General features: G+C 66.9%; 24 protein-coding genes. 19 read left to right on the forward strand and 5 right to left on the reverse strand.

The window, feature by feature from the left end; genetic code table 11:
* Positions 1-3: 3 nt before the first annotated feature.
* From rfbB to ACXI0U_RS22065, 6 genes are read left to right on the forward strand one after another with little or no spacing between them, the layout of a single operon-like run.
* Entirely contained in the window at positions 4-1,068 is a 1,065-nt protein-coding gene (gene rfbB, locus ACXI0U_RS22040) for a dTDP-glucose 4,6-dehydratase (protein ID WP_431482881.1), read from the forward strand.
* The gene (gene rfbA, locus ACXI0U_RS22045; protein ID WP_431482882.1) at positions 1,065-1,937 is read left to right on the forward strand and encodes a glucose-1-phosphate thymidylyltransferase RfbA; all 873 of its coding nucleotides are present in this window, start codon (positions 1,065-1,067) and stop codon (positions 1,935-1,937) included. Before rfbB ends, rfbA begins: the two co-directional genes overlap by 4 nt.
* Positions 1,934-2,479, forward strand: coding sequence for a dTDP-4-dehydrorhamnose 3,5-epimerase (gene rfbC, locus ACXI0U_RS22050; protein ID WP_431482883.1), 546 nt, complete (start codon positions 1,934-1,936; stop codon positions 2,477-2,479). Before rfbA ends, rfbC begins: the two co-directional genes overlap by 4 nt.
* On the forward strand, positions 2,476-3,342 hold the full coding sequence (gene rfbD, locus ACXI0U_RS22055) for a dTDP-4-dehydrorhamnose reductase (protein ID WP_423727772.1): 867 nt from the start codon (positions 2,476-2,478) through the stop codon (positions 3,340-3,342). Before rfbC ends, rfbD begins: the two co-directional genes overlap by 4 nt.
* Before the next feature lie 48 nt (positions 3,343-3,390).
* On the forward strand, positions 3,391-5,202 hold the full coding sequence (locus ACXI0U_RS22060; RefSeq protein ID WP_479550802.1) for a sensor histidine kinase: 1,812 nt from the start codon (positions 3,391-3,393) through the stop codon (positions 5,200-5,202).
* Positions 5,199-6,575, forward strand: a complete 1,377-nt coding sequence (locus ACXI0U_RS22065) for a sigma-54-dependent transcriptional regulator (protein WP_431482884.1) — start codon at positions 5,199-5,201, stop codon at positions 6,573-6,575. Before ACXI0U_RS22060 ends, ACXI0U_RS22065 begins: the two co-directional genes overlap by 4 nt.
* A 448-nt stretch (positions 6,576-7,023) precedes the next feature.
* Here the strand turns inward: ACXI0U_RS22065 and ACXI0U_RS22070 are convergent, their stop codons facing one another.
* Entirely contained in the window at positions 7,024-7,386 is a 363-nt protein-coding gene (locus tag ACXI0U_RS22070; RefSeq protein WP_374979275.1) for a DUF5064 family protein, read from the reverse strand.
* A 371-nt stretch (positions 7,387-7,757) separates the two neighbouring features.
* Here ACXI0U_RS22070 and arcD point away from each other — a divergent pair, with 371 nt between their 5' ends.
* The 5 genes from arcD to ACXI0U_RS22095 all read left to right on the forward strand — a co-directional run bounded on the left by arcD (position 7,758) and on the right by ACXI0U_RS22095 (position 14,889).
* The gene (gene arcD, locus ACXI0U_RS22075; RefSeq protein ID WP_271659321.1) at positions 7,758-9,185 is read left to right on the forward strand and encodes an arginine-ornithine antiporter; all 1,428 of its coding nucleotides are present in this window, start codon (positions 7,758-7,760) and stop codon (positions 9,183-9,185) included.
* Positions 9,186-9,203: 18 nt separating this feature from the next.
* Positions 9,204-10,454, forward strand: a complete 1,251-nt coding sequence (arcA, locus tag ACXI0U_RS22080) for an arginine deiminase (protein ID WP_479550803.1) — start codon at positions 9,204-9,206, stop codon at positions 10,452-10,454.
* Positions 10,455-10,561: 107 nt separating this feature from the next.
* Positions 10,562-11,572, forward strand: coding sequence for an ornithine carbamoyltransferase (locus tag ACXI0U_RS22085; protein WP_263400984.1), 1,011 nt, complete (start codon positions 10,562-10,564; stop codon positions 11,570-11,572).
* A 185-nt stretch (positions 11,573-11,757) separates the two neighbouring features.
* A complete protein-coding gene (gene arcC, locus ACXI0U_RS22090) occupies positions 11,758-12,687 on the forward strand; it encodes a carbamate kinase (protein WP_479550804.1) in 930 nt (309 codons plus the stop codon).
* Positions 12,688-12,981: 294 nt separating this feature from the next.
* Positions 12,982-14,889 (forward strand): beta-ketoacyl synthase, encoded by a 1,908-nt coding sequence (locus ACXI0U_RS22095; RefSeq protein ID WP_374979278.1) that lies wholly within the window; start codon positions 12,982-12,984, stop codon positions 14,887-14,889.
* Between the two features lie 72 nt (positions 14,890-14,961).
* On the opposite strand, the gene cysQ is transcribed toward ACXI0U_RS22095, so the two are convergent.
* Positions 14,962-15,780 carry a 3'(2'),5'-bisphosphate nucleotidase CysQ gene (cysQ, locus tag ACXI0U_RS22100; RefSeq protein WP_431482888.1) on the reverse strand — a complete coding sequence of 273 codons (819 nt, stop codon included), beginning with the start codon at positions 15,778-15,780 and terminating at the stop codon, positions 14,962-14,964.
* Positions 15,777-16,343 carry an ADP compounds hydrolase NudE gene (gene nudE, locus ACXI0U_RS22105; protein WP_021218631.1) on the reverse strand — a complete coding sequence of 189 codons (567 nt, stop codon included), beginning with the start codon at positions 16,341-16,343 and terminating at the stop codon, positions 15,777-15,779. The genes cysQ and nudE overlap by 4 nt, the downstream gene beginning before the upstream one ends.
* Positions 16,344-16,475: 132 nt before the next feature.
* Here nudE and yrfG point away from each other — a divergent pair, with 132 nt between their 5' ends.
* The 7 genes from yrfG (at position 16,476) to ACXI0U_RS22140 (ending at position 23,374) form a co-directional block, all read left to right on the forward strand.
* Positions 16,476-17,138, forward strand: coding sequence for a GMP/IMP nucleotidase (gene yrfG, locus ACXI0U_RS22110; protein WP_479550805.1), 663 nt, complete (start codon positions 16,476-16,478; stop codon positions 17,136-17,138).
* A gap of 16 nt (positions 17,139-17,154) precedes the next feature.
* Positions 17,155-18,081 carry a LysR family transcriptional regulator gene (locus ACXI0U_RS22115; RefSeq protein ID WP_479550806.1) on the forward strand — a complete coding sequence of 309 codons (927 nt, stop codon included), beginning with the start codon at positions 17,155-17,157 and terminating at the stop codon, positions 18,079-18,081.
* Positions 18,082-18,140: 59 nt separating this feature from the next.
* A complete protein-coding gene (fdhD, locus tag ACXI0U_RS22120; RefSeq protein WP_081672139.1) occupies positions 18,141-18,986 on the forward strand; it encodes a formate dehydrogenase accessory sulfurtransferase FdhD in 846 nt (281 codons plus the stop codon).
* Positions 18,983-21,304: an FdhF/YdeP family oxidoreductase gene (locus ACXI0U_RS22125; protein WP_479550807.1), complete on the forward strand. Its 2,322-nt coding sequence runs from the start codon at positions 18,983-18,985 to the stop codon at positions 21,302-21,304. Before fdhD ends, ACXI0U_RS22125 begins: the two co-directional genes overlap by 4 nt.
* A 387-nt stretch (positions 21,305-21,691) precedes the next feature.
* Entirely contained in the window at positions 21,692-22,180 is a 489-nt protein-coding gene (locus ACXI0U_RS22130; protein WP_021218626.1) for a glycine zipper domain-containing protein, read from the forward strand.
* Positions 22,181-22,313: 133 nt separating this feature from the next.
* The gene (locus ACXI0U_RS22135) at positions 22,314-22,712 is read left to right on the forward strand and encodes a hypothetical protein (protein ID WP_184489764.1); all 399 of its coding nucleotides are present in this window, start codon (positions 22,314-22,316) and stop codon (positions 22,710-22,712) included.
* Positions 22,713-22,771: 59 nt separating this feature from the next.
* Complete coding sequence (locus ACXI0U_RS22140; RefSeq protein WP_350447233.1) at positions 22,772-23,374, forward strand: nucleotidyltransferase family protein; 603 nt, start codon at positions 22,772-22,774, stop codon at positions 23,372-23,374.
* 28 nt (positions 23,375-23,402) lie between these two features.
* Here the strand turns inward: ACXI0U_RS22140 and ACXI0U_RS22145 are convergent, their stop codons facing one another.
* Positions 23,403-23,942 carry a DUF2087 domain-containing protein gene (locus tag ACXI0U_RS22145; RefSeq protein WP_031287429.1) on the reverse strand — a complete coding sequence of 180 codons (540 nt, stop codon included), beginning with the start codon at positions 23,940-23,942 and terminating at the stop codon, positions 23,403-23,405.
* Between the two features lie 283 nt (positions 23,943-24,225).
* Here ACXI0U_RS22145 and ACXI0U_RS22150 point away from each other — a divergent pair, with 283 nt between their 5' ends.
* A complete protein-coding gene (locus ACXI0U_RS22150) occupies positions 24,226-25,107 on the forward strand; it encodes a substrate-binding periplasmic protein (RefSeq protein WP_271659328.1) in 882 nt (293 codons plus the stop codon).
* A gap of 18 nt (positions 25,108-25,125) precedes the next feature.
* Here the strand turns inward: ACXI0U_RS22150 and sstT are convergent, their stop codons facing one another.
* Positions 25,126-26,370, reverse strand: coding sequence for a serine/threonine transporter SstT (gene sstT, locus ACXI0U_RS22155; RefSeq protein WP_431482894.1), 1,245 nt, complete (start codon positions 26,368-26,370; stop codon positions 25,126-25,128).
* Positions 26,371-26,726 lie beyond the last annotated feature (356 nt).

Below are 26,726 nucleotides of genomic sequence, written 5' to 3' on the forward strand. Positions count from 1 at the left end.
AACATGCGCATCATCATTACAGGCGGTGCCGGCTTCATCGGCTCAGCACTCATTCGCCACCTGCTAATCAATACAAATCATCACGTCCTTAATATCGATAAGTTGACCTATGCTGGTAATCTTGACTCATTAGCGTCAATCTCCAACAATCCCAGATACACATTCCTACACGCCGACATCGCCGACAGCGACGCCGTCAACGCCGCCCTGCAGCGCTTCCAGCCCGACGCCATCATGCACCTGGCCGCCGAGTCCCATGTCGATCGCTCCATCGATGGCCCGGCCGAGTTCATCCAGACCAATATTGTCGGCACCTACGCCCTGCTGGAAAGCGCCCGCGCTTACTGGATGGGGCTGGATACCGAACGCAAGGCGGCCTTCCGTTTCCACCACATCTCAACCGACGAGGTGTATGGCGACCTACATGGCGTGGACGACCTGTTCACCGAGACCACGCCCTATGCGCCCAGCTCGCCTTATTCGGCGAGCAAGGCTGCGTCCGATCACCTGGTCCGCGCCTGGAACCGCACCTACGGCCTGCCGGTGCTGCTGACCAATTGCTCCAACAACTACGGCCCCTACCACTTCCCCGAGAAGCTGATCCCGCTGATGATCCTCAATGCCCTGGAAGGCAAGCCGCTGCCGGTCTATGGCGACGGCCTGCAGGTACGCGACTGGTTGTTCGTCGAGGACCACGCCCGGGCCCTGGTTGAAGTAGTCACCCGTGGCCAGGTCGGCGAGACCTACAACATCGGCGGCCATAACGAGCAGAAGAACATCGACGTGGTGCGCGGCATCTGCGCCCTGCTGGAAGAGCTTGCCCCGGCCAAACCCGACGGCATCACCCGCTTCGACGAGTTGATCACCCACGTGAAGGACCGCCCGGGCCACGACCTGCGCTACGCCATCGACGCGAGCAAGATCAAGCATGAACTGGGCTGGACGCCGCAGGAAACCTTCGAGACTGGCCTGCGCAAGACCGTGCAGTGGTACCTCGACAACCTGGAATGGTGCCGTCGCGTACAGGACGGCAGCTATCAACGTGAACGCCTGGGAGCTCAAGCATGAAAGGCATCATCCTCGCCGGTGGCTCCGGCACCCGCCTGCACCCCATCACCCTTGGCGTGTCCAAGCAGCTGCTGCCGATCTACGACAAGCCGATGATCTACTACCCCATCTCGGTGCTGATGCTCGCCGGTATCCGCGAGATCCTGATCATATCCACCCCCCAGGACCTGCCCCAGTACCGCAACCTGCTGGGTGACGGCAGCCAGTTCGGCGTGCGCTTCAGCTACGCCGAGCAACCTTCGCCGGACGGCCTGGCACAGGCCTTCCTGATCGGCGAGGCGTTCATCGGGGACGACACCGTCTGCCTGATCCTTGGCGACAACATCTTCCATGGCCAGCATTTCACCGAGCAGTTGCAAAAAGCTGCCAGCAATCCGAAAGGCGCGACCGTCTTCGGTTACTGGGTCAAAGACCCGGAGCGCTTTGGCGTCGTCGAATATGACGAGCAAGGTCGCGCCACATCCATTGAAGAAAAACCCGCCAAGCCCAAGTCCAGCTATGCCGTCACCGGCCTGTACTTCTACGACAACGAGGTGATCGAGATTGCCAAGGCGGTGAAGCCTTCCCACCGTGGCGAGCTGGAGATCACCGACGTCAACAACGCCTATCTGAAGCGCGGTGACCTGTGTGTCGAGAAGCTCGGCCGCGGCTTCGCCTGGCTCGACACCGGCACCCACGACAGCCTGCTGGAGGCCTCCCAGTACGTGCAGACCATCGAGCACCGCCAGGGCCTCAAGGTCGCCTGCCTGGAAGAGATCGCCTTCCAGAACGGCTGGATCGACAAGGCATTGCTGCTGGAGCGGGCCAAGGCTTTCGGCAAGACCGGCTACGGCCAATACCTCTACAAGCTGGCAGGAGAGCAGGCATGAAGGCCATCGCCACCGAACTGCCGGAAGTGCTGATTCTCGAACCCCGCGTGTTCGGCGATGAGCGCGGTTTCTTCTTCGAGAGTTTCAACGCCCGTGCCTTCGAAGAGGCCACCGGCCTCAAGCGTGAGTTCGTCCAGGACAACCATTCGCGCTCGCAAAAGGGCGTGCTGCGCGGCCTGCACTACCAGTTGCAACAGGCCCAGGGGAAGCTGGTGCGGGTCACCGCCGGCGAGGTGCTCGACGTCGCCGTCGACGTGCGTCGCAGCTCGCCGAACTTCGGCCGCTGGGTCGCCGTGAACCTGTCTGCCGAGAACAAGCGCCAGCTCTGGGTTCCGGAAGGCTTCGCCCATGGCTTCGTGGTGCTCAGCGAGTTCGCCGAGTTCCTCTACAAGACCACCGACTACTACGCCCCGGCCCACGAGCGTTGCATCCGCTGGGATGACCCGACCCTGGCCATCGACTGGCAGCTCAGCGAAGCGCCCCAGCTTTCCGCCAAGGACCAGGCCGGCCTGAGCTTCGAAGAGGCCGACGTATTCCCATGAAGATCCTCATCACCGGCCACAGCGGCCAGGTCGCCCGTGAACTGCGCCTGGCCCTGGCCGATCAGGCCGAACTGCTCGTCCTCGGTCGCGACCGCCTGGACCTGGCCGACAGCGACGCCATCCGCCGCCTGGTACGCGCCGAGCGCCCCGCACTGATCATCAACGCTGCCGCCCACACCGCCGTGGACCAGGCCGAAAGCGAGCCCGAGGCCGCCTTCGCCCTCAACGCCACCGCCCCCGGCGTGCTGGCCGAGGAAGCCGCCGCCCTGGGCGCACCGCTGATCCACTACTCCACCGACTACGTCTTCGACGGCAGCAAGAACGCACCCTACACCGAGGACGACCCGCCCAACCCGCTGGGCGTCTACGGCCGCAGCAAGCTGGCCGGGGAAGCGGCGATCCGCGCGGTCGGCGCTGCGCACCTGATCCTGCGCACCAGTTGGGTCTACTCCCTGCACGGCCGCAACTTCCTGCTCACCATGCAGCGCCTGCTGCAGGAGCGCGATCACCTGCGCGTGGTGGCCGACCAGATCGGCGCGCCCACCTGGGCCGGCAGCATCGCCACGGCCACCGCCGCATTGATCCAGCGCTGGCAGGACGGCCGCCAAGCCTGGGGCACCTACCATTTCAGCGCCGGCGGCGAGACCTCCTGGTTCGGCTTCGCCAGTGCCATAGCCGATACGCTCAAGGCCGAAGGCAAGCCCTGCGCCAGCCTGGAGCCCATTCCCAGCAGCGCCTATCCCACGCCTGCCCAACGCCCGCTCAACTCGCGGATGGACGGCGGCAAACTGCTGCGCGACTGGGACGTCGCCCTGCCCGACTGGCGCCTGGGCCTGGACCAGTGCCTGCGTCACCCTCGCTGAGCCCGCCGGTGTCATAATGCGCCGCATCCCCGGCGCATTCCGACACCCATGACCGCCAACGCCCTACCCTATCGTCCCCGCTGGCGCAGCCTCGTCCTGCTGGCCCTGGTCCTGGCGCCCTTGCTGTGGCCGGCCCACCACCTGGCTGAGCGTTACTACAACCAGGCCCTGGCCGAGCAGAACCGGCAGACCCTCGACCTCTACGTCGCCAACCTGCTGGGCACCCTGCGCCGCTTCGAGGTGCTGCCGCCGATCCTCGCCGACCTGCCGGCCCTGCGCAGCCAGCTGGCGGACCCAAAGGACCCGGCCCGCCTGGACGCCGCCAACCGCCTGCTGGCCGAAGTACGCGACGAGACCGGCGCCGACGTCATCTACCTGATGAACCCCCAGGGCACCACTCTCAGTTCCTCCAACTGGGACAAGACGGACAGCTTCGTCGGCCGCGACTTCGCCTTCCGCCCCTACTACCGCGAGGCGCTCATGGGCCGCCAGGGCCGCTTCTTCGGGCTCGGCACCACCTCCGGCAAGCGCGGCTATTTCTATGCCAGCCCGGTGCGCGACGGCCAGGCGATTATCGGCATTCTGGTGGTCAAGGTCGACCTGGATGACGCCGAATCCCTCTGGGGCAACACCCCCGAGCAGTTGCTGGTGACCGACTCCAACGGCGTGGCGATCATCACCTCGCGCCCGCAATGGCGCTTCCATGCCACCCGCGAGCTGGACAACGCCGAGCGCGCCGCCATCTCCGCCAACCAGCCCTATCCGACCCAATCCCCCGAGCCCATCCGCCTGCGTCCGGGCGAATGGATCACCCAGAGCCGTGAGCTGCGCGAAACCGGCTGGACGGTCAGCATCCTCGCCCCGCAGGTGCTGGTGGACCGCCAGGTGCGCACTACCGATGCCATCGCCGCCGCCACCCTGCTCGCCCTTCTCCTCTTGCTCGGCCTGATGATGCAGCGCCGTCGCCACTACCTCGACCGCATCGCCCTCGACGCCCGTGCCCGGCGCGAGCTGGAGCTGCGCGTGCAGGAGCGCACCCAGGACCTGGAAGCCCTCAACAGCCGCCTCAAGGTGGAAGTGCTGGAGCGCGAGCAGGCCCAACAGGAACTGGTCCGCGCCCAGGACGAAGTGGTCCAGGCCGGCAAGCTCTCCGCCCTCGGCACCATGTCCGCGAGCATCAGCCACGAACTCAACCAGCCCCTGGCGGCCATCCGCAGCTACGCCGACAACGCCGGCGTGCTGCTGGACCACGAACGCTACGACGACGCCCGCGGCAACCTGCGGCAGATCAGCGAACTCACCGGGCGCATGGCCTCGATCATCGCCCACCTGCGCGCCTTCGCCCGGCGCGACCGCCACGCCCCGGAAAGCGTCGCCCTGCAACCGGCGCTGGACGATGCCCTGTCGCTGCTGGCCAAGCGCCGCCGGGCGATGGACGTGGAGCTGATCCGCGACATGCCCGAAGCCCAGCTCTGGGTCCAGGCCGGCGAAACCCGCCTGCGCCAGGTGCTCGGCAACCTGCTGGCCAATGCCCTCGACGCCCTGGGCGAGAAGCCCCATCCCCGACGCATCTGGCTCAGCGCCGAGACCGATGCCGAAGGCGTGACCCTGAGCCTGCGCGACAACGGCCCCGGTTTCAGCCAGGAAGCCTTGCAACGGGCCCGCGAGCCCTTCTTCACCACCAAGACCAGTGCCCAGGGCCTCGGCCTCGGCCTGGCCATCTGCGACAGCCTGATCCGCGCCCTCGGCGGCGAACTGCTGCTGGCCAACCACCCCGAAGGCGGTGCCCTGCTGACCCTGCACCTGCGCTCCGCCATCCCCGGCGCCAACCCCCTCTCACCCGAGGACCACTCCGCATGACCCAGCCCATCGAAGCCGGCATCCAGGTCCTGCTGGTCGACGACGACCCGCACCTGCGCCAGGCCCTGAGCCAGACACTCGACCTCGCCGGCCTCAAGGTCCTCACCCTGGGCGATGCCAATGGCCTGGCCGCCCGCCTGCCCGCCGACTGGCCGGGCGTAGTGGTCAGCGATATCCGTATGCCCGGCGTCGACGGCCTCGAGCTGCTAGGCCAGCTCCACGAGCGCGACGCCCAATTGCCCGTGCTGCTGATCACCGGCCACGGCGACGTCCCCCTGGCGGTGCAGGCCATGCGCGCCGGGGCCTACGACTTCCTCGAAAAACCCTTTGCCAGCGAAGACCTGATCGACAGCGTGCGCCGCGCCCTCGACCTGCGTCGCCTGGTGCTGGAAAACCGCAGCCTGCGCCTGGCCCTTTCCGATCGCCAGCAGCTCAGTGGCCGCCTGGTAGGCCAATCGCCAGCAGCTCAGCGCCTGCGCGAGCAGATCGGTGCCCTCGCCGGCACCAGCGCCGACGTGCTGATCCTCGGTGAGACCGGCGCCGGCAAGGAAGTGGTCGCCCGCGCCCTGCACGATCTCTCCGCACGCCGCGATGGCCCCTTCGTCGCCATCAATGCCGGCGCCCTGGCCGAGTCGGTGGTGGAAAGCGAGCTGTTCGGCCATGAGCAGGGCGCCTTCACCGGCGCGCAGAAGCGCCGCATCGGCAAGTTCGAATACGCCAATGGCGGCACCGTGTTCCTCGACGAGATCGAGAGCATGAGCCCGGACGTGCAGGTCAAGCTGCTGCGCCTGCTGCAGGAGCGGGTGGTCGAGCGCCTCGGCGCCAACCAGTTGATCCCCCTCGATATCCGCGTCATCGCCGCCACCAAGGAAGACCTGCGCCAGGCCGCCGACCAGGGTCGCTTCCGCGCCGACCTTTATTACCGCCTCAACGTTGCCAGCCTGCGCATCCCGCCGCTGCGCGAGCGCGGCGAAGACATCCTCCTGTTGTTCCAGCACTTCGCCGAAGCGGCGGCCACTCGTCACGGCAGCCCGCAACGTACGTTGGACAGCTCCCAGCGCGCCCTGCTGCTGACCCACGACTGGCCAGGCAACGTCCGTGAACTGCAGAACGCCGGGGAGCGCTTCGCCCTGGGCCTCGACCTGGCGCTGGACAACGGCACGCCAGACCTGCCCGCCAGCAACGGCGGCGGCCTGAGCGAGCAGGTGGAAGCCTTCGAGCGGGCGCTGATCCTGGCCGAGCTGGGCAACCCGCACAATTCGATGCGCAGCCTGGCCGAAGCCCTGGGCCTGCCGCGCAAGACGCTCTCGGACAAGCTGCGCAAGCACAACATCAGCTTTGGCGGCGGAAATCCCGCAGAAGAACAGGACTGATCGGCGACTTTCCGCTCAAAGAAAGCAGCTGCCCACCGCCCGCGCCAGCAATGGCGGGCCTCTCGGGCGCTGGCACAGGCCTTGCTCCATGCACCGCATCTCAACGCTTAGGCGTTGACCAGGGCCCCCCTCCCCGGGATGCCCGCCCGCAACGGCCACAAGCCGCCACCGGGTTTCTTTCCCCAGCGCAGCCTCGGTCCTCCCCGGCCCTGGCGGCAGGCGACGGTCCATCAGCCCATCGCCTTCCACGTCGAACCCGGCCTCGCGCCGGGTTCGTCGTTTCTGTCTCGCGGAAATCCGCCTTCCCTAGGTTTGTACGAAAAGTCGTCGAGCGACGGTCAGGCGAGGCGAAAACGGGTGAGGAAGCGGAGTTTACGAGCTGTAAATGAGCATTCCGAACCCGTTTTCAACGAAGCATCACCGAGCGCAGGCACTTTTCGTACAGAACCTAGGGCCGCTCCAGCAGAAAGCGCTCCAGATCAACCGGCGTGCCCGGCTCGGCGTGCAATTTCTCCCGGAGGTCGGCGAACACCCGTTCGTGGTCCCGGTGCCCAGCCAGGGGCACCATCAGGTGCGGCTCAAGGCCGTGGTGGCGCAGACGCCGGCAGGCGCTCTGCAGGAAGTTGTAGGCAACGTCGCGGTGCAACTCGAAGCACTCCTGGAATGAACGACCGCTGATATCGCCCCTGAGATCGAAGCGCACGTAAGTCCCCCAGTCGCGCTGCTCGACCTCATAGTCCAGATCGATGTGATAACCAGGCCAAGGGCCTACAGGGTCCCTGACTATTTCAAGGTGTCCCGGGCGAAACATATTCAACCTCCTATGGAAAGTTGAAGTAAGAAACTGTCTACCTCGCTGACTTATATCCGTTCGGAATCAACTCAATCCCTGACAATTCCCATATAAGCAAATGGCATTTCGCCATGTTTCTTACAACAAATACTTACAACTTGAACTGTCACGAAAACCAACTAGTTTGAACGGGGCGCCGCCTGGGATGGCCTGCCGCCCCCTCTACTTTGCTCGCTCCGAGCATGCCTCCGAAGCCGCCACGCTCCCTCCGAACTCTGTAAGGAAATTGTCCCGCGCGGATTGATAGCTAGCTATTGACCTACGTCATAACTCTTCCCCGAAAGGAAGAGCCAACTAAGCACAGTTCCTACTCCTACTGGAGGTGCAAGATGTCAGACTCCACCCAAAAACTCCGACTAGGCGCTTTGGTGGCGCTGGTAGTTGGTTCCATGGTCGGCGGCGGTATCTTCTCGCTGCCGCAGAACATGGCAGCCAGCGCCGATGTCGGCGCCATCCTCATCGGCTGGGGCATCACTGCCGTCGGCATGCTCACCCTGGCCTTCGTGTTCCAGACCCTGGCCAACCGCAAACCCAACCTCGATGGCGGCGTGTACGCCTACGCCAAGGCCGGCTTCGGCGACTACATGGGCTTCTCCTCGGCCTGGGGCTACTGGATCAGCGCCTGGCTGGGCAACGTCGGCTACTTCGTCCTGCTGTTCAGCACCCTCGGCTACTTCTTCCCCATCTTCGGCGAAGGCAATACCCCGGCGGCCATCATCGGCGCCTCGGTGGTGCTCTGGGCCGTGCACTTCCTGGTGCTGCGCGGGATCAAGGAGGCGGCCTTCATCAACCTGGTGACCACGGTCGCCAAGATCGTGCCGCTGTTCCTGTTCATCCTGATCTGCCTGTTCGCCTTCAAGCTGGACATCTTCACCGCCGACATCTGGGGCTCGATGAACCCCGACCTCGGCAGCGTGATGAACCAGGTGCGCAACATGATGCTGGTCACCGTCTGGGTGTTCATCGGCATCGAGGGCGCGAGCATCTTCTCCGCCCGTGCCGAGAAGCGCAGCGATGTCGGCAAGGCCACCATCATCGGCTTCGTCACCGTGCTGCTGTTGCTGGTGCTGGTGAACGTGCTGTCCCTCGGCATCATGACTCAGCCGGAACTGGCCAAGCTGCAGAACCCGTCCATGGCGGCGGTGCTGGAGCACGTGGTCGGCCACTGGGGCGCGGTGCTGATCAGCGTCGGCCTGATCATCTCCCTGGTCGGTGCCCTGCTGTCCTGGGTGCTGCTGTGCGCGGAGATCCTCTTCGCCGCCGCCAAGGACCACACGATGCCGGAGTTCCTCCGTCGCGAGAACGCCAACCATGTGCCGGCCAACGCCCTGTGGCTGACCAACGCCATGGTCCAGCTGTTCCTCATCGTCACGCTGTTCAGCGCCAGCACCTACCTCTCGCTGATCTACCTGGCGACCTCGATGATCCTGGTGCCCTACTTCTGGTCTGCCGCCTACGCCCTGCTCCTGCCCATCCGTGGCGAGACCTACGAGCAGGACGGCCGTGACCGCAACAAGGACCTCGCCATCGCCGGCGTCGCCCTGGTCTACGCCGTGTGGCTGCTCTACGCCGGCGGCGTGAAGTACCTGCTGCTCTCGGCCCTGCTCTACGCCCCCGGCGCGATCCTCTTCGCCAAGGCCAAGCACGAGCTCGGCCAACCCATCTTCACCAACGTTGAGAAGCTGATTTTCGCCGCCGTGGTCATCGGCGCGCTCGCGGCGGCCTACGGCCTCTACGACGGCTTCCTGACTCTGTAACTCGTAAGGAGACCTGCCATGTCCAAAGTCAAACTCGGCGTTCATTCGGAAGCCGGCAAACTGCATAAGGTGATGGTCTGCTCGCCGGGTCTGGCCCATATGCGCCTGACCCCCAACAACTGCGACGAGCTGCTGTTCGATGACGTCATCTGGGTCAACCAGGCCAAGCGCGACCACTTCGACTTCGTCACCAAGATGCGCGAACGCGGCATCGAAGTGATGGAGATGCACAACCTGCTCACCGACATCGTGCAGAACCCCGAAGCCCTGAAGTGGATCCTCGACCGCAAGATCACCGCCAACCAGGTCGGTGTCGGCCTGACCAACGAAGTGCGCTCCTGGCTCGAAGGCCTGGAGCCGCGCAAACTCGCCGAGTTCCTCATCGGCGGTGTCGCAGGCTCCGACCTGCCGGACAGCGAGGGCGTCAGCGCGGTCAAGATGTACCGCGACTACCTGGGCCACTCCAGCTTCATCCTGCCGCCGCTGCCCAACACCCAGTTCACCCGCGACACCACCTGCTGGATCTACGGCGGGGTGACGCTCAACCCGATGTACTGGCCGGCGCGACGCCAGGAAACCCTGCTCACCACCGCCATCTACAAGTTCCACCCCGAGTTCACCAACGCCGAGTTCGAAGTCTGGTACGGCGACCCCGACCAGGACCACGGCAGCGCCACCCTCGAAGGCGGCGACGTGATGCCCATCGGCAACGGCGTGGTGCTCATCGGCATGGGCGAGCGCACCTCGCGCCAGGCCATCGGCCAGCTGGCCCAGTCGCTGTTCGCCAAGGGCGCGGTAGAGAAGGTGGTGGTCGCCGGCCTGCCGAAGTCCCGCGCGGCCATGCACCTGGACACCGTCTTCACCTTCTGCGACCGCGACCTGGTCACGGTCTTCCCGGAAGTGGTCAAGGAGATCGTCCCCTTCATCCTGCGCCCGGACGAAAGCCGCCCCTACGGCATCGACATCCGTCGCGAGGAGAAGAGCTTCATCGACGTGGTCGCCGAGTCCCTCGGGCTCAAGCAGCTGCGCGTGGTGCAGACCGGCGGCGACAGCTTCGAGGCCGAGCGTGAGCAGTGGGACGACGGCAACAACGTCGTCTGCCTGGAGCCCGGCGTGGTGGTCGGCTATGACCGCAACACCTACACCAACACCCAGCTGCGCAAGGCCGGTGTCGAGGTGGTGACCATCAGCGCCAGCGAACTCGGTCGCGGCCGTGGCGGTGGCCACTGCATGACCTGCCCGATCCTGCGCGACCCGATCGACTATTGATCCAAAAAGCCGAACCCCGGCGGCCGCTACCCGCGGCCGCCCTTCCCGCCAGCCACGAGCTGTTCTGACGGGAACCGGATTCCGACCTGCCCAAAAGGAGAAAGACCATGGCTTTCAACATGCACAACCGCAACCTGCTCAGCCTCATGCATCACAGCACCCGTGAGCTGCGGTACCTGCTGGACCTCTCCCGCGACCTGAAACGCGCCAAGTACACCGGCACCGAGCAGCAGCACCTGAAACGCAAGAACATCGCACTGATCTTCGAGAAGACCTCCACCCGCACCCGCTGCGCCTTCGAGGTCGCCGCCTATGACCAGGGCGCCAATGTCACCTACATCGACCCCAACTCCTCGCAGATCGGCCACAAGGAAACCATGAAGGACACCGCCCGCGTGCTCGGGCGCATGTACGACGCCATCGAGTACCGCGGCTTCAAGCAGGAAATCGTCGAAGAACTGGCCAAGTTCGCCGGCGTCCCGGTGTTCAACGGCCTGACCGACGAATACCACCCCACCCAGATGCTCGCCGACGTGCTGACCATGCGTGAGCACAGCGACAAGCCGCTGCACGACATCAGCTACGCCTACCTGGGCGACGCCCGTAACAACATGGGCAACTCGCTGCTGCTGATCGGCGCCAAGCTGGGCATGGACGTGCGCATCGCCGCGCCCAAGGCGCTGTGGCCGGAAGAAGAGTTCATCGCCCAGTGCAAGAAATTCGCCGAGGAAAGCGGCGCGCGCATCACTGTCACCGAAGACGCCAAGGCGGCGGTCAAGGGCGTCGACTTCATCCACACCGACGTCTGGGTCTCCATGGGCGAACCGGTGGAAGCCTGGGGCGAGCGCATCAAGCAACTGCTGCCCTACCAGGTCAACGCCGAGATGATGAAAGCCTCCGGCACCGCACGGACCAAGTTCATGCACTGCCTGCCGGCCTTCCACAACAGCGAGACCAAGGTCGGCAAGCAGATCGCCGAGCAGTACCCGCACCTGGCCAACGGCATCGAAGTGACCGACGACGTGTTCGAGTCCCCGGCCTGCATCGCCTTCGAGCAAGCGGAAAACCGCATGCACACCATCAAGGCGATTCTGGTCTCGACCCTCGCCGACGTCTGATTCCAGATATCCACAGGGGCGCTGGCTTTGTCGGCTGCGCTGCGCGGCTCCTCACCGTACCGGGGTACGGGTCGTCGCTGCTCGCTTGCCTTCGCGCCATCATCCCCTGTGGCTTCCTGGAATATCCCTGATATCGGAAAAGAAGCAGCCTATCGCTCCTTCTCCAACGCAACAGGAGAACAATCATGCGAATAGTCGTCGCATTGGGCGGTAACGCCCTGCTGCGCCGTGGCGAACCCATGACGGCGGAGAACCAGCGCGAGAACGTACGCATCGCCGCCGAGCAGATCGCCAAGATCCAGCCCGGCAACGAGCTGGTGGTCGCCCACGGCAACGGGCCCCAGGTCGGCCTGCTGGCCCTCCAGGGCGCCGCCTACACGGCGGTCAGCACCTACCCGCTGGACGTCCTCGGTGCCGAGACCGAGGGCATGATCGGCTACATGATCGAACAGGAACTGGGCAACCTGCTGCCCTTCGAAGTGCCCTTCGCCACCCTGCTCACCCAGGTGGAAGTGGACGCCAAGGACCCCGCCTTCCAGAAACCCACCAAACCCATCGGCCCGGTGTACGCCAGGGAAGAGGCCGAGCGCCTCGCCGAGGAAAAGGGCTGGACCATCGCCCCCGACGGCGACAAGTTCCGCCGCGTGGTGGCCAGCCCCCGGCCCAAGCAGATCTTCGAGATCCGCCCGGTGAAATGGCTACTGGAAAAAGGCTCGGTGGTGATCTGCGCCGGTGGCGGCGGCATCCCCACGCTCTATGACGACAACGGCAAGCTCAAGGGCGTCGAGGCGGTGATCGACAAGGACCTCTGCTCCGCGCTGCTCGCCGAGCAACTGGAGAGCGATATCCTGGTGATCGCCACCGACGTCGACGCGGCCTACATCGACTGGGGCAAACCGACCCAGAAGGCCATCGCCGAAGCCCACCCCGACGAACTCGAGCGCCTCGGCTTCGCTGCCGGCTCCATGGGGCCCAAGGTCCAGGCTGCCAGCGAGTTCGCCCGCAACACCGGCCGTGCCGCGGTGATCGGCTCCCTCGCCGATATCGAAGCCATCGTCCAGGGCAAGGCCGGCACCCGCGTCAGCACCGCCAACCCCGGCATCAGCTACCGCTGAGGCCCTCACCCACGGGGCCGCGCCAGCGGCTCCGGCTCCTCCTCCCCGCCCTCGCGACTGCGCCTGCAATTCATGCACACGGGCAGTACCGATCAATCCTCAAGTGACTCGACAGTCAGCTGCCGCGTCAGGTTAGGCATTCGAATCTTTCGAGCTGCCACCGGGTTCGTCCCCGGTGGCCGGATATCCCCGACGCGTTCCCTGGCCAGCCGCACCCGCGGCCTTCACGGCCCCTCTTCACCGCGCTCGGCCCGGCCTCGGCAGGCAATGGTCCATTTGAGGAGTTTCCGAGTCATGTCACGACTTCCGGTCATCGTTGGTTTCGGCGGTTACAACGCAGCGGGCCGCAGCTCGTTCCACCACGGCTTCCGCCGCACCGTGATCGAGTCCGTCGACGCCGCCACGCGTCAGGAAACCCTGGCCGGGCTGGCGGTGATGACCAAACTGGTGACCGTGGTCGACGGCCAGTACCTGGACGCCGACGGCAACCCGCTGACCCTCGCCGACATCGAGTCGCGCTTCGGCGAGCGCATCCTCGCCTCCACCCTGGTGCGCCGTATCGAGAAGCAGCACCTGGATGTCGACGCCGCCCCCTGGCAGAAGAACATCGGTGTCGCCGCCGAGCCCGGCACCCGCATCAGCTTCATCACCTCGCGCAAGCAGCTGCCCGAGCCGCTGCCGGCCAGCTGGTCGGTGGAGCCGCTGGAATCCGGCGAGGTGCGCGTCACCCTGAATGACGCCACCGAGTTCAAGGTCGAGAGCTTCCGCGCCCTACCGGTGAAATCCGCCGGCCAGCTGCCCACCGGCTTCGAACCGGGCGAGCTGTACAACTCGCGCTTCCACCCGCGCGGCCTGCAGATGTCCGTGGTGGCCGCCACCGACGCCATCCGCTCCATCGGCCTGCCCTGGCAGCGCATCGTCGACCACGTGCAGCCCGACGAAGTCGCGGTGTTCTCCGGCAGCATCATGAGCCAGCTCGACGAGAACGGTTTCGGCGGCCTCATGCAGTCGCGCCTCAAGGGCGGCCGCGTCACCGCCAAGCAGTTGCCCCTGGGCCTCAACACCATGCCCGCCGACTTCATCAACGCCTACGTGCTGGGCAGCGTCGGCACCACCGGTAGCGTCACCGGCGCCTGCGCCACCTTCCTCTACAACCTGCAGAAAGCCATCGAGCTGATCGGCTCCGGCCGCGCGCGGGTCGCCCTGGTGGGCAACGCCGAAGCGCCGATCAACCAGGAATGCATCGACGGCTATGGCGCCATGGGCGCCCTGGCCACCGAAGACGGCCTGCGCCAGGTCGGCGGCCGCGAGGACGTGGACTTCCGCCGCGCCAGCCGTCCCTTCGGCGAGAACTGCGGCTTCACCCTGGCCGAATCCAGCCAGTACGTGGTGCTGATGGACGACGCCCTGGCCCTGGAGCTGGGCGCCGATATCCATGGCGCGGTCACCGATGTCTTCATCAACGCCGACGGCTTCAAGAAATCCATCTCCGCGCCCGGCCCGGGCAACTACCTGACCCTGGCCAAGGCCGTGGCCAGCGCCACTCAGATGTTCGGCAGCGAGACGGTGCGCCAGCACAGCTTCGTCCACGCCCACGGCTCCAGCACCCCGGCCAACCGCGTCACCGAATCCGAACTGCTGGACCGCGTCGCCAGCGCCTTCGGCATCGAGTCCTGGCCCATCACCGCGGTCAAGGCCTTCGTCGGCCACAGCCTGGCCACCGCCAGCGGCGACCAGGTGGTCTCGGCCCTCGGCACCTTCCGCTACGGCATCCTGCCGGGCATCAAGACCATCGACCGGGTCGCCGACGACGTGCACCAGCAGCACCTGTCCATCGCCACCCGCGACCAGCGCCTGGATCAGCGCAGCCTGGACATCTGCTTCATCAACTCCAAGGGCTTTGGCGGCAACAACGCCAGCGGTGTGGTGATCTCCCCGCGCCTGACCGAGAACATGCTGCGCAAGCGCCACGGCGAGAAGGCCTTCGCCGCCTACAGCGAAAAGCGCGAAGCCACCCGCGCCGCCGCCCGCCAGTACGACGAGCGCGCGCTCAAGGGTGAGTTGGACATCATCTACAACTTCGGCAACGACCTGATCGACGACAAGGCCCTGGAAGTCACCGCCCAGGGCATCAAGGTCCCGGGCTTCGCCCAGCCGCTGCTCTACGGCACCGACGAGCGCTTCAAGGACATGCTCGACTGATCGTCACGAGGTAAGCGGGGTGGGTGGAACCCCGCGCCACCCTGCGTGATGGCCCGACAGGCGCGTTCCGGATCAATCCAGGGCGCGCGCCAGCTCCAGCAGCTCGCCACGCCATGCGGCTGCCGCCGGCAGGGCCAGGAAGGACGGGTTGAGGAAGGATTCGCGGGCGCCGTAGCCCAGCGGTTCGCCGGCCAGGTCGAGCACCTCGCCACCGGCGCCTTCCAGCACGCCCTGCGCGGCAGCGGTGTCCCACTGCGAAGTGGGCGCCAGGCGCGGGTAGCAATCCGCCGCCCCTTCGGCCAGCAGGCAGAACTTCAGCGAGCTGCCGATATTGGCCAGCTGCAATTCCCCGAAGCGCTCCCCCAGCCCGGCCAGCAGGCGTTCCTGCGCGGGGCTCGAATGGCGCTTGCTGGCCACCAGGGTGAAGGCTTGTGCAGGGGCCATACGCACCCTGATCGGTTCGCGCTCGCCCGCATCGATGCGCCAAGCACCCAGGCCCGCACCACCGAGGTAGCAGCGGCCGGTGACCGGCACGCCGACGACGCCGAAGACCACGCGCCCGCGCTCGATCAGCGCGACGTTGACGGTGAACTCCTCGGAGCCGGAGATAAATTCCTTGGTGCCATCCAGCGGGTCCACCAGCCACCAGCGCTCCCACCCTTTGCGCTCGGCAAGGGAGATGTCCGCCGCTTCCTCGGACAACACCGGGATGCTGGCATCCAGTGTCTCCAGCCCGGCGGCGAGGATGCGGTGGGCGGCCAGGTCGGCAGCGGTAACGGGGGACGCATCGGCCTTCTCGACCACGGCGACGTCCGCGCGCCAGAACGGCAGGATGGCCTGGCCGGCGAGGCCGACCAGCTCGATGACGGCGGGCAGCAGCGGATGGCTCATAGGAGGAACTCCCCGCGCTGGCCCAGCAGGTCGCGGGCCAGGTAGAGCGCCGCCAGGGCGCGCCCCTCGCTGAACTGCGGGTGCTGCAACAGGCTGGAAATCTCGCGCAGGCTGACCTTCTCCACGCCCAGCGGCTCGGGCTCGTCGCCCGGCAGGCGCTCTTCGTAAAGGTCACGGGCCAGCACCACCTGGATCTTCTGGCTCATGTAGCCCGGCGACAGCGACAGCTCGGTCAGCAGCTCCAGCTTGCGCGCGCCGTACCCCGCCTCTTCCTTGAGTTCGCGGTCGGCCGCCACCAGCACGTCCTCGCCCGGCTCGATCAGCCCCTTGGGCAGCGACAGCTGGTAGTCGTCGGTGCCGGCGCAGTACTCCTCCACCAGCAGCACGTGCTCGGCGTCCACCATCGCCACCACCATCACCGCGCCATAGCCGGAGCCCTTGCCCACCAGACGCTCGTAGGTGCGCTCGACACCGTTGGAGAAGCGCAGCTGCAGCTCCTCGACACGGAACAGGCGGCTGCTGGCGACGATCTCGCGAGCGAGCACGGTGGGCTTCTGACGCATAACGGAACTCCTTGGCATGACCGGCGGGTTATCATACCCCGGCTTTTCCGATTATCTGCGTAGGAGATTGCACGCCGACGACCGTCCAGGGTGCAATCGCGACAGCCCTCCCACCTACAGCCCCGGACACGCATGCCACAGCTCAACTGGTCCGCCATCGACACCGTCCTGCTGGACATGGATGGCACCCTCCTCGACCTGCACTTCGACAACCATTTCTGGCTGGACTACCTGCCCCAGCGCTACGCCGAACACCACGGCATCAGCCGCGAGGCGGCCGACGCCGAACTGGTGCCGCTGTTCAGGCACCACGCCGGCCGGCTCAACTGGTACTGCACGGACTTCTGGAGCCGCGAGCTGAAGCTGTCGATCCGCGACCTCAAGCGCGAAGTCGCCGACTTGATCGCCCTGCGCCCCGACGCCGACCTGTTCCTCGCCGCCCTGCGCCGCGCCGGCAAGCGCGTGGTGCTGATCACCAACGCCCACCGTGACTCGCTGTCGCTGAAGATGGAACGGGTCGAACTGGCGCCCTGGTTCGATCGCCTGATCAGTTCCCACGACTACGGTTTCCCCAAGGAAGATCAGCAGTTCTGGCACGCCCTGCAGGCGGATTCGCCCTTCGACCCGGCGCGTACGCTGTTCATCGACGACAGCCTGCCGATCCTGCGCAGCGCACTGGCCTACGGCGTCGCCCACCTGCTGGCGGTGCTGCAGCCCGACAGCCGGGGCGCGCTCAAGGACACCGAGGAGTTCGCCGCGGTCGACGGCTACCGCGAACTGGTGGACGGGCTCTAGCCCGGCGGGAGCGACCATGGACATCAAGCAGCTCAAGTTCCTCGTCGCCCTCGACGAGACCCGCCACTTCGGCCAGGCCGCCGCGCGCTGCCACGTCACCCAGCCCACCCTGTCCATGCGCTTGCGCAGCCTGGAAGAGGAGCTGGGCCTGGAGCTGGTGCAGCGCGGCCAGCGCTTCGAAGGCTTCACCGATGCCGGCCAGCGCGTGCTCGCCTGGGCCCGCACCCTGCTTGCCGCCCATGACGGCCTGCACGCCGAGGCCGCCGCCTGTCGCGGCCACCTGGTGGGCACCCTGCGCCTGGGCGTGGTGCCCCTGGCGGGCTACGACCCCATGCGCCTGGTGCAAGCCTTCGCCAAGCAGCATCCCGACCTGCGCTTCCAGCTGTTCGCCCTCAGCTCCGAGCAGATCCTCGAACGCCTGGCGCGCAACCAGCTCGACCTCGGCCTCTCCTACCTCGACCGCCTGGATCGCGAACACTTCGACAGCCTGGAGATCGCCGACACGCGCATGGGCCTGCTGTACGACCGGCGCCACTTCGCCTTCGACGCCCCGCAGCTGGCCTGGGAGGCCCTCGCCGGCCTGCCCCTGGGCCTGCTCTCCAGCGGCATGCACTTCCGCCAGTCCATCGACCACGGCTTCCGCAGCCGGGGCCTGGCGCCGCAGCCGCGCCTGGAAACCGACGCCGTTCACCAGTTGCTGCAGGCGGTCAACGTCGGCCTGTGCTGCGCCATCATGCCGTTGGCCAGCGGCCTCGACGAACTCACCGAACACCTGGCCCTGTTGCCCATCGAGCAGGCCCACACCCTGGCCCCGCTGGGGCTCATCCAGCGCCGTGGGCAGACCCGCTCGGCCCTGGCGGATGCCTGCTTCGAAGAGGCCCGCCGGCTGTTCGAGCCCGCTTTGATAGATGGCGTCGATCAGAGTATCGGCAATAGCGATTAGACGGACCCCGGCACCAGCGCCTAGGCTGCCTGTGTCAATCCGTCGCAGGGGCGCCACCCGTGCCACGCCAGCTTTCCACTCCCGCTTTCAACGACACCGAGCCCGTGACCCAGGCGCGGGGCTATGCCTATGCCGAACTGGGCGGTGCCGCTGCGTCCGGCGAGGGCCTGCTGGCCGAGGAATGCGCCCTGGCCATCGCCTACAACGGCATCAGCCACGCGGTGATGATGGTCTCGCCCGCCGATCTGGAAGACTTCCTCGTCGGCTTCAGCCTCAGCGCCGGCATCGTCGACTCGATCGATGACATCTATGACAGCCGCCTCGGTGGCTGCGACGACGCCCGCCAGGCCGAGGTGGAAATCGCCAACCGCGCCTTCTGGGCCCTGAAGGACCAGCGCCGCCAACTGGCCGGCACCACCGGCTGCGGCCTCTGCGGCGTCGAAGCCCTGGAACAGGCGCTGCCCGCGCTCAAGGTCCTGCAACCGCAACCGCTGCCCCCGGCGGAGCACCTGGCCGACCTGCGCCAGCGCATCGCCGCCAAGCAGGACCTGGCCCGCCGCAGCGGCGCCCTGCATGCCGCGCTCTTCGTCGACGCCGCAGGCGAACTGGTGCTGTGCCGCGAAGACATCGGTCGCCATAACGCCCTCGACAAACTCATCGGTGCCGTCCTGCGGCAGAAGCTCGACCCGCGCGCCGGTTTCGCCGTGGTCACCAGCCGCTGCAGCCTCGAACTTATCCACAAGGCGGTGCGTGCCGGCCTCGGCACCCTGGTCAGCCTCTCGGCCCCCACTGCGCTCACCGTGCAATGGGCGCGCCGGCACAACCTGAACCTGATCCACCTGCCCCATCACAGCGCGCCCCGGGTCTACAGCCCGGCGCCCCGGACAGAAGAAGTACAGCCATGAGCCTGCAACCCGTGCATCCCCGCTACAAGCCCTACAACGGCGCCGCCGCCGGCTGGGGCGCGCTGAAGAGCGTCGCGCACTTCTGGCTGGACAGTAAGCAGCCGTTCAAGAACCTGCGTGCCCTGCTCAAGACCAACCAGAACGGCGGCTTCGACTGCCCCGGCTGCGCCTGGGGCGACTCCCCCGAAGACGGCCGCATCAAGTTCTGCGAGAACGGCGCCAAGGCGGTGAACTGGGAAGCCACCAAGCGCCGGGTCGACGCCGCCTTCTTCGCCCGCTACAGCGTCAGCCAGCTGCGCGAGCAGAGCGACTACTGGCTCGAATACCAGGGCCGCCTGACCCAGCCGATGCGCTACGACGCCGCCAGCGACCGCTACCTGCCCACCAGCTGGGACGACGCCTTCGCCCTGATCGCCAGCCACCTCAAGCGCCTGCCCGACCCGAACCAGGCCGAGTTCTACACCTCCGGCCGCGCCAGCAACGAAGCCGCCTACCTCTATCAGCTGTTCGTCCGCGCCTACGGCACCAACAACTTCCCCGACTGCTCGAACATGTGCCACGAGGCCAGCGGCGTGGCCCTGGGCCAAAGCGTGGGCATCGGCAAGGGCAGCGTGACCTTCGCCGACTTCGAGCATGCCGACGCCATCTTCGTCCTCGGCCAGAACCCCGGCACCAACCACCCGCGCATGCTCGAACCGCTGCGCGAGGCGGTGAAGCGTGGCGCCCAGGTGGTCGCCTTCAACCCTCTCAAGGAGCGCGGCCTGGAACGCTTCCAGCATCCCCAGCACGCCCTGGAAATGCTCACCAACGGCTCCGCCCCGCTCAACACCGCGTTCTTCCGCCCGGCCCTGGGCGGCGACATGGCCGCCCTCCGCGGCATCGCCAAGTTCCTCCTGCAGTGGGAGCGCGAAGCCCAGGCCGCCGGCCAGCCGGCGGTGTTCGACCACGCCTTCATCGCCGAACACACCGACGGCGTCGACGCCTACCTGGCCGAGCTGGACGCCACCACCTGGGAACACCTCGAGCGCCAATCCGGCCTGACCCTCGCCGAGATCGAGCAGGCCGCGCGCATGTACCGCCGCGCCGAGCGCGTGATCATCTGCTGGGCCATGGGCATCACCCAGCACCACCACTCGGTGCCGACCATCCAGGAAATCGTCAACCTGCAACTGCTGCGCGGCAACCTCGGCCGCCCCGGCGCCGGCCTGTGCCCGGTGCGTGGCCACAGCAACGTGCAGGGCGACCGCACCATGGGCATCAACGACCGCCCGCCGGTGGCCCTGCTCGACGCGCTGGAGAAGCGCTTCCAGTTCAAGGTGCCCCGCGAGAACGGCCACAACACCGTGGAAGCCATCAACGCCATGCTCGACGGCGAGGCCCGCGTCTTCATCGGCCTCGGCGGCAACTTCGCCCAGGCCACGCCGGACAGCCCGCGCACCCACCAGGCGCTGATGAACTGCGACCTCACCGTGCAGATCAGCACCAAGCTCAACCGCAGCCACCTCACCGTCGGCCGCGACGCGCTGATCCTGCCCTGCCTCGGCCGCACCGACATCGACCACCAGGCCCACGGCCCGCAGGCGGTGACGGTGGAAGACTCCTTCAGCATGATCCACGCCTCCAACGGCCAGCTGGAGCCGCTGTCCCGCGAGATGCGCTCGGAGCCGGCCATCGTCGCCGGCATCGCCAAGGCCACCCTGGGCAACCACCCGGTGGACTGGGACGCGATGATCGCCAACTACGACCGCATCCGCGACCTGATCGCCGACACCATCCCCGGCTTCGCCGACTTCAACCAGCGCGTGCAACACCCGGGCGGCTTCTACCTGGGCAACAGCGCCGGCGCCCGCACCTGGAAGACCGCCAGCGGCCGCGCCAACTTCAAGGCCAACCCGCTGCCGGAAACCCTGATCCACGAACGCATCCGCGCCAGCGGCCTCAAGCCCGACCTGATCCTGCAGACCCTGCGCTCCCACGACCAGTACAACACCACCATCTACGGCCTCGACGACCGCTACCGTGGCGTACGCGGCCAGCGCGAGGTGGTGTTCGCCAACGAAGCCGACATCCAACGCCTGGGCTACCAGAGCGGGCAGAAAGTGGACTTGGTCTCGCTCTGGGACGACGGCATCGAACGCAAGGTGGAAGGCTTCACCCTGCTGGCCTTCGACATCCCGGCCGGCCAGGCCGCCGCTTACTACCCGGAAACCAACCCCCTGGTGCCCCTGGACAGCTTCGGCGTCGGCAGCCACACGCCCACCTCCAAGTTCATCGCCATACGCATCCAGGCAGCGCAGGAAAGCGGGCGCATCCTCTGACGGATCGCTGCCCATCACACCCTAAGGGAGCACGGAGCCTCCCGTAGGGTGTGCTGCGCGCACTTACTCCCTCCCCGCTCGCACACAGGTGCAGGTACGCGCAGATCGCACCGATCACACGCATCGAAGGGCCAGGAAAAAAGCGGAATCACCCCCACTGAAGGGGTGCAGGAACAAGGCGCAATGCCATCAGGAAAGGGCCCGAAAAAGGCCCGAAACGCGGTTCTGGAATAGGGCTCTGACATCGCCAAAACAGTCAAAGTTCTCCAGCAAAAACAATTATTTAGAGAATGTGAAAAACCCTGTGCAATTCGTCGGGAGGCGCTTGTACGGGGCCGTTCCGCTGGCAACTATCGCCTCGTCCAAACAACAGAGGCTCTCCTCTCCATGAAGCAATCCTCGATCCTCCTTCTGTCTTTCTGCCTCGTCAGTGGCGGCGCCTTCGCCGGCGGCACCACCGAAGCCGGGGTGGGTGGCGCGCTGGGCGGGGTACTGGGCGCGGCCGTCGGTCAGTCCATCGGTGGCAACACCGGCGCGGCCATCGGTGCCGGCGTCGGCGGTGCAGCGGGTAGCGCAGTCGGCGCCGACCGACGCAACCGCACCGAAGCGGCCCTCGGCGGCGCACTGGGCGCGGCGGGCGGCAACGTCATCGGCCGCCAGGTCGGTGGCAACACCGGCAGCCTGATCGGCGCAGCGGCCGGCGGTGGCGCCGGTGGCGCACTGGGCAACTACATGGGCAACGAGAGCCGTCGCGACGACGACCGCGATGATCGTCGCTACTACGACCGCCGTGGCGATCGCCACGAGCATGGCCGTGGCCACGGCTGGGGCCACCGCAAGCACAAGCACCGCCACCACCACGACTGGGATGACTGATCGCGACCGTTAGTCGCCAATCCCGGTCGATCGGCCCCCCTCACAGAACTCCCGTCACATTCACAGCCTCTTAATCTTCGAGGGCCATCTGCAGTGCAGGTGGCCCTCGTGACCTTGCCTGGAGAAACACCCGATGCGCCTCACTCTTCCCGCCCTGGCCCTGAGCCTGCTCGCGACCCAAGCCGTGGTCGCCGGCGAAACCACCAAGAACGCCCTCGGCGGCGGTCTCGGCGGTGCGCTGGGCAACGTCGTCGGCCAATCCATCGGTGGCAGCACCGGTGCGGCCATCGGTGCCGGCCTCGGCGGCGCAGCCGGTGGCGCCATCACCGCGCGTGACGGCAACAAGACCGGCGCCGCGCTGGGCGGTGGCCTGGGTGCCGCCGGGGGTTCGGTGGTGGGCAACAAGCTCGGCGGCAACACCGGAGCCGCCATCGGCGCGGGCCTTGGTGGTGCGGCAGGCGGCGCCATCGCCAGCGAGCTGAACAAGGACAGCGGCAGCAAGAAGCACCGCAAGCACAGGCACCGCGATTGAGCATCATGGAGCCACACACCCAGCCTCCGCACTGCACGCTGCGGGGGCCGGTGCTGCCGGTGGCTTACCAGAATCCCCTGCCCCACCTGCAGCGCTGGCTGCGTGGCGACGCCCAGCGCCTGTTGGCGCTGCGCTGCGTCGCCAGCCTGGGCCTGCGCGACGCCTGGCTGGCCGCCGGCTTCGTCCGCAACCTCGCCTGGGACCGCCTGCACGGCTACCGCGACGCCACGCCGCTGGCCGATCTCGACCTGATCCACTTCAACCCCGATGACCTCGACCCCGAAGCCGACCTGCGCATCGAGCAGGCCCTGCGGCGCATGGCCGGGCACCTGCCCTGGTCGGTGAAGAACCAGGCGCGCATGCACCTGCGTAACGGCGACGACCCCTACCGCGACAGCCGCGACGCCATGAGCCACTGGCCGGAGGTACAGACCGCCATCGGCGTGCGCCTGCGCCCGGGTGGCGGCATCGAGATCGCCACCCCTTTCGTGCAGTCCGGGCTGCTCGACCTGCGCATCACCCCCAACCCGCTGCACCCGCGTCAGGCGGTCTTCGCCGAACGACTGCAGGCCAAGGATTGGCTGCAACGCTGGCCGCGCCTGCAAGTCGATACCGCGCCCCTGGGTTGCCTGCTGCTCACCAGCCACTTCGACGAGGCCTGAAGGCGCGCGTCCCTGCGCGCCCTTTCCGTCAGGCCGAGCGCCTGCCCAACTGTTCACGCAGCGCCATCGCCAGCGGCTCCGGACGCAACTCCACGCGGCGGTACTCGCGCCCGTCCGGCGTACGCATCAGCCAGCCGGCATCCACCATTTCCCGGCGCAACAGCACGTGGTCGCCCAGGCTCGCGACCTCACGGATATGCCCGTCCACCTCGCGCTCGCTCATCGCGGTACGGGGCGGCAGGGCCATCCAGGTCATCCACAGGCAGGGGCGTCGGTGGCTGTGCTTGCCGGGCCAGGTGCGCAGGCGGCCCTGCTGGTCGAAGTACCGCAGCAGGCGGCGCACCAGCACGTAGTCCACCGCAACGTCGGCCGGCGGCTGGCTCAGTTGTCGTTCGGCCATCTGGCTCGCACGCAGCGCCTGGAAGCTGCGAAACCCCCGGGCGCGGGCCAGCAGGTTGAGCATCTCCACATGGCCGGGCGGCCGTTCGCGCTCCTCCAGCTGGCGGACCAGCGAGCGGGCGAGCGCAGACATGTCATCGGTAGCGAAAGGGATAAGCGTCTTGGACACAGTTCGTTCCTCGTGTGTGCCAAGTCCTCGGAAGAGGATGTCGGGGGTCGCCGGGTTCCGACGCGGCACGGGGACGAGTGTCGGTCGAGGGTGAGCCTGGGGCTCGTGGCAGGTTTAGCTGCCCGAATGGGCACCGGTGACGCCTGGGTGAACTGCCGACCGCGAGCCAGAATAGCGCCGGGTGTCGTGATGCTCAACAGTCAGCGGGCGAAGCGTCTGAGAAGACTGTAATCTTCCGTCATTACTCTGCTGGCGCATGCACGCCGGTCGCCGTGGACACGCCATGGGTTTCATCCGCTACGCCATAGCTTTGCTCTGCCTCCCCACCCTGCTCCCGGTTGCCTTCGCCGGGCAGCAATTGCGCGTCTGCCAGCAAAGCCCCGTCACCTACGCCTACCGCATCGAACTGGCCAACCTCATCCTCGCCCGCACCGCCGAGCGCTACGGCGAAGCCAGCATCGTCACCAGCCAGGCGCCAGACCCGTCCCAGGAGCGTTGCCTGGCCATGCTCAAGGCCGGCCAGGTGGACCTCGCCTACGTCCCGCCGAACCGCGAGCGCCTCGCCGACTTCCGCATGCTGCCGGTCGACATGCACCAGGGCCTGCTCGGCTACCGCGTGCTGATCATCCGCAAGGATCGCCAGGCCGATTTCGCCGGCGTCAAAGACCTCGACGGCCTGCGCCGCCTCACCGGCGGCTTCGGCAGCCAGTGGAGCGACTTCCCGCTCTTCGCCCGCAACCAGCTGCCGGTGCTGGGCATGGCCAACCCCGGCAACCTGCTGCCGATGCTCGAGCAACGTCGCTTCGACTACTTCCACCGCGGCCTCAGCGAAGCCTGGGCCGAAGTGGAGGCCAACCGCGCCGCGCTGCCGGACCTGACGGTGGAACAGCACCTGGCGCTGAAATACCCCATGCCGGTGTACTTCACCTTCGCCAAAGGCAATCAGCTGCTGGTGAAGCGCTTCACCGAGGGTTTCGAGCAGATACGCGCGGACGGCTCGTTCCAGGCGCTGTTCCTGCGCCATCACGGCTACCTGATCGACAAGGCGAAGATGCCCGGGCGGCTGGTCATCGAACTGGAGTCCGACTTGCCGGGGCAGTTCCCAAACAGCGGCGACGGGTTCGCTGAACCCGCCACCGCCGGAAAGGACGGCGTCGCACCCTGAGGTACGCGCCGGAGGAGATCAGCCGAGGCGCGTTTCGGCCGGCTGGTCGACATCACCGCTGGCCATGCAGGCCGCTGCAGTGAAGAGCACGTCGGTGGAGGAGTTCAGCGCGGTTTCGGCGGCGTCCTGGAGGATGCCGATGATGAAGCCCACCGCCACCACCTGCATCGCCACCTCGCTGGGGATGCCGAACAGGCTGCACGCCAGCGGGATCAGCAGCAGCGAACCACCGGCCACACCCGAGGCGCCACAGGCGCAGATGGACGCCACCAGGCTGAGCAGGATGGCCGTGGGGATGTCCACCGCGATGCCCAGGGTCTTCACCGCCGCCAGGGCCAGCACGGTGATGGTGATCGCCGCACCGGCCATGTTGATGGTCGCGCCCAGGGGGATCGACACCGAGTAGGTGTCCTCGTGCAGGCCGAGCTTTTCGCACAACTGCAGGTTCACCGGGATGTTGGCCGCCGAACTGCGGGTGAAGAAGGCCGTGATGCCGCTCTCGCGCAGGCAGGTCAGCACCAGCGGGTAGGGGTTGCGGCGGATCTTCCAGAACACGATCAGCGGGTTCACCACGAAGGCCACGAACAGCATGCAGCCCAGCAGTACCGCCAGCAGGTGGGCGTAGTCGGCCAGCACCTTGAGGCCGTTCTCCGCCAGGGTCGAGGCCACCAGGCCGAAGATGCCCAGCGGGGCGAAGGCGATCACCACGCGCACGATCAGCGACACGCCGTGGGACAGGTCGCTGAACACCGCACGGGTGGTCTCGCTGCCCTGGCGGATGGCGATGCCCAGGCCCACGGCCCAGACCAGGATGCCGATGAAGTTGGCCTGCATCAGCGCCGTCACCGGGTTGGCCACCGCGCTGCCCAGCAGGCTCAGCAGCACCTCGGAAATATTGCCGGGCGGCGCCAGGTCATTGGCCGCCGCGCTCAGGTGCAGGGTCGAGGGGAACAGGCTGGAAGCCAGCACCGCCACCACCGCCGCCGAGAAGGTGCCGATCAGGTAAAGGAACAGGATCGGGCGGATATGGGTGCGCTCGCCCGGCTTGTGGTTGCCGATGGCGGCGATCACCAGGACGAACACCAGTACCGGCGCCACAGCCTTCAGCGCAGCGACGAAGAGCTTGCCGAGCAGGCCCACGGCCTGGGCCGCCGCCGGCAGGAACACCGCCAGCAGGACACCGGCCACCAGGCCGATAAGGATGCGCGTGACCAGGCTGGTGCCTTTCACGCGCTGGAACATGGAGCGTTTTTCAGACGTCATGGCAGATTCACTGAACAGGGGCCGCAAGCACGGCCGATACCCAAGATGCCCCGTCGCGCCACCCTGGCCCGGCAGGATGGAAGAAGCACCAGGCCGCAAGGTCTCTGCCCTGCAGTCAGTGGAAGCGCAACGGATTTGCCGCGCATTCTGCGGGCAGAAGCCCATTTAGGGTAGAGCGACCGGTCAGCGCACCCCGCCAATGTCGCCATTCCGGTCGTTCGGAGTCGATCTGGTGAAAAACCCGGCAGGCAGGATGCTGCGGGATACCCCGCTGCCCGAAGCCATCCGAGAGGGGCTCACCGTAGGATGGGTAGAGCGAAGCGAAACCCATGCGGTAGCCGGCGAATCCGGATCGA

This window comes from Pseudomonas sp. C9D1, from assembly GCF_056491235.1.

What these genes read in the sequence shown, in the direction of transcription:
- ACXI0U_RS22095 (WP_374979278.1), top strand. Translation starts at nt 12,982, where the DNA reads ATGTCACGACTTCCGGTCATCGTTGGTTTCGGCGGTTACAACGCAGCG.
- ACXI0U_RS22125 (WP_479550807.1), top strand. Translation starts at nt 18,983, where the DNA reads ATGAGCCTGCAACCCGTGCATCCCCGCTACAAGCCCTACAACGGCGCC.
- nudE (WP_021218631.1), bottom strand. Translation starts at nt 16,343, where the DNA reads ATGCGTCAGAAGCCCACCGTGCTCGCTCGCGAGATCGTCGCCAGCAGC.
- ACXI0U_RS22130 (WP_021218626.1), top strand. Translation starts at nt 21,692, where the DNA reads ATGAAGCAATCCTCGATCCTCCTTCTGTCTTTCTGCCTCGTCAGTGGC.
- rfbB (WP_431482881.1), top strand. Translation starts at nt 4, where the DNA reads ATGCGCATCATCATTACAGGCGGTGCCGGCTTCATCGGCTCAGCACTC.
- ACXI0U_RS22070 (WP_374979275.1), bottom strand. Translation starts at nt 7,386, where the DNA reads ATGTTTCGCCCGGGACACCTTGAAATAGTCAGGGACCCTGTAGGCCCT.
- rfbC (WP_431482883.1), top strand. Translation starts at nt 1,934, where the DNA reads ATGAAGGCCATCGCCACCGAACTGCCGGAAGTGCTGATTCTCGAACCC.
- ACXI0U_RS22115 (WP_479550806.1), top strand. Translation starts at nt 17,155, where the DNA reads ATGGACATCAAGCAGCTCAAGTTCCTCGTCGCCCTCGACGAGACCCGC.
- ACXI0U_RS22085 (WP_263400984.1), top strand. Translation starts at nt 10,562, where the DNA reads ATGGCTTTCAACATGCACAACCGCAACCTGCTCAGCCTCATGCATCAC.
- ACXI0U_RS22150 (WP_271659328.1), top strand. Translation starts at nt 24,226, where the DNA reads ATGGGTTTCATCCGCTACGCCATAGCTTTGCTCTGCCTCCCCACCCTG.
- rfbA (WP_431482882.1), top strand. Translation starts at nt 1,065, where the DNA reads ATGAAAGGCATCATCCTCGCCGGTGGCTCCGGCACCCGCCTGCACCCC.
- arcA (WP_479550803.1), top strand. Translation starts at nt 9,204, where the DNA reads ATGTCCAAAGTCAAACTCGGCGTTCATTCGGAAGCCGGCAAACTGCAT.
- cysQ (WP_431482888.1), bottom strand. Translation starts at nt 15,780, where the DNA reads ATGAGCCATCCGCTGCTGCCCGCCGTCATCGAGCTGGTCGGCCTCGCC.
- arcC (WP_479550804.1), top strand. Translation starts at nt 11,758, where the DNA reads ATGCGAATAGTCGTCGCATTGGGCGGTAACGCCCTGCTGCGCCGTGGC.
- yrfG (WP_479550805.1), top strand. Translation starts at nt 16,476, where the DNA reads ATGCCACAGCTCAACTGGTCCGCCATCGACACCGTCCTGCTGGACATG.
- ACXI0U_RS22135 (WP_184489764.1), top strand. Translation starts at nt 22,314, where the DNA reads ATGCGCCTCACTCTTCCCGCCCTGGCCCTGAGCCTGCTCGCGACCCAA.
- arcD (WP_271659321.1), top strand. Translation starts at nt 7,758, where the DNA reads ATGTCAGACTCCACCCAAAAACTCCGACTAGGCGCTTTGGTGGCGCTG.
- ACXI0U_RS22065 (WP_431482884.1), top strand. Translation starts at nt 5,199, where the DNA reads ATGACCCAGCCCATCGAAGCCGGCATCCAGGTCCTGCTGGTCGACGAC.
- rfbD (WP_423727772.1), top strand. Translation starts at nt 2,476, where the DNA reads ATGAAGATCCTCATCACCGGCCACAGCGGCCAGGTCGCCCGTGAACTG.
- ACXI0U_RS22060 (WP_479550802.1), top strand. Translation starts at nt 3,391, where the DNA reads ATGACCGCCAACGCCCTACCCTATCGTCCCCGCTGGCGCAGCCTCGTC.
- sstT (WP_431482894.1), bottom strand. Translation starts at nt 26,370, where the DNA reads ATGACGTCTGAAAAACGCTCCATGTTCCAGCGCGTGAAAGGCACCAGC.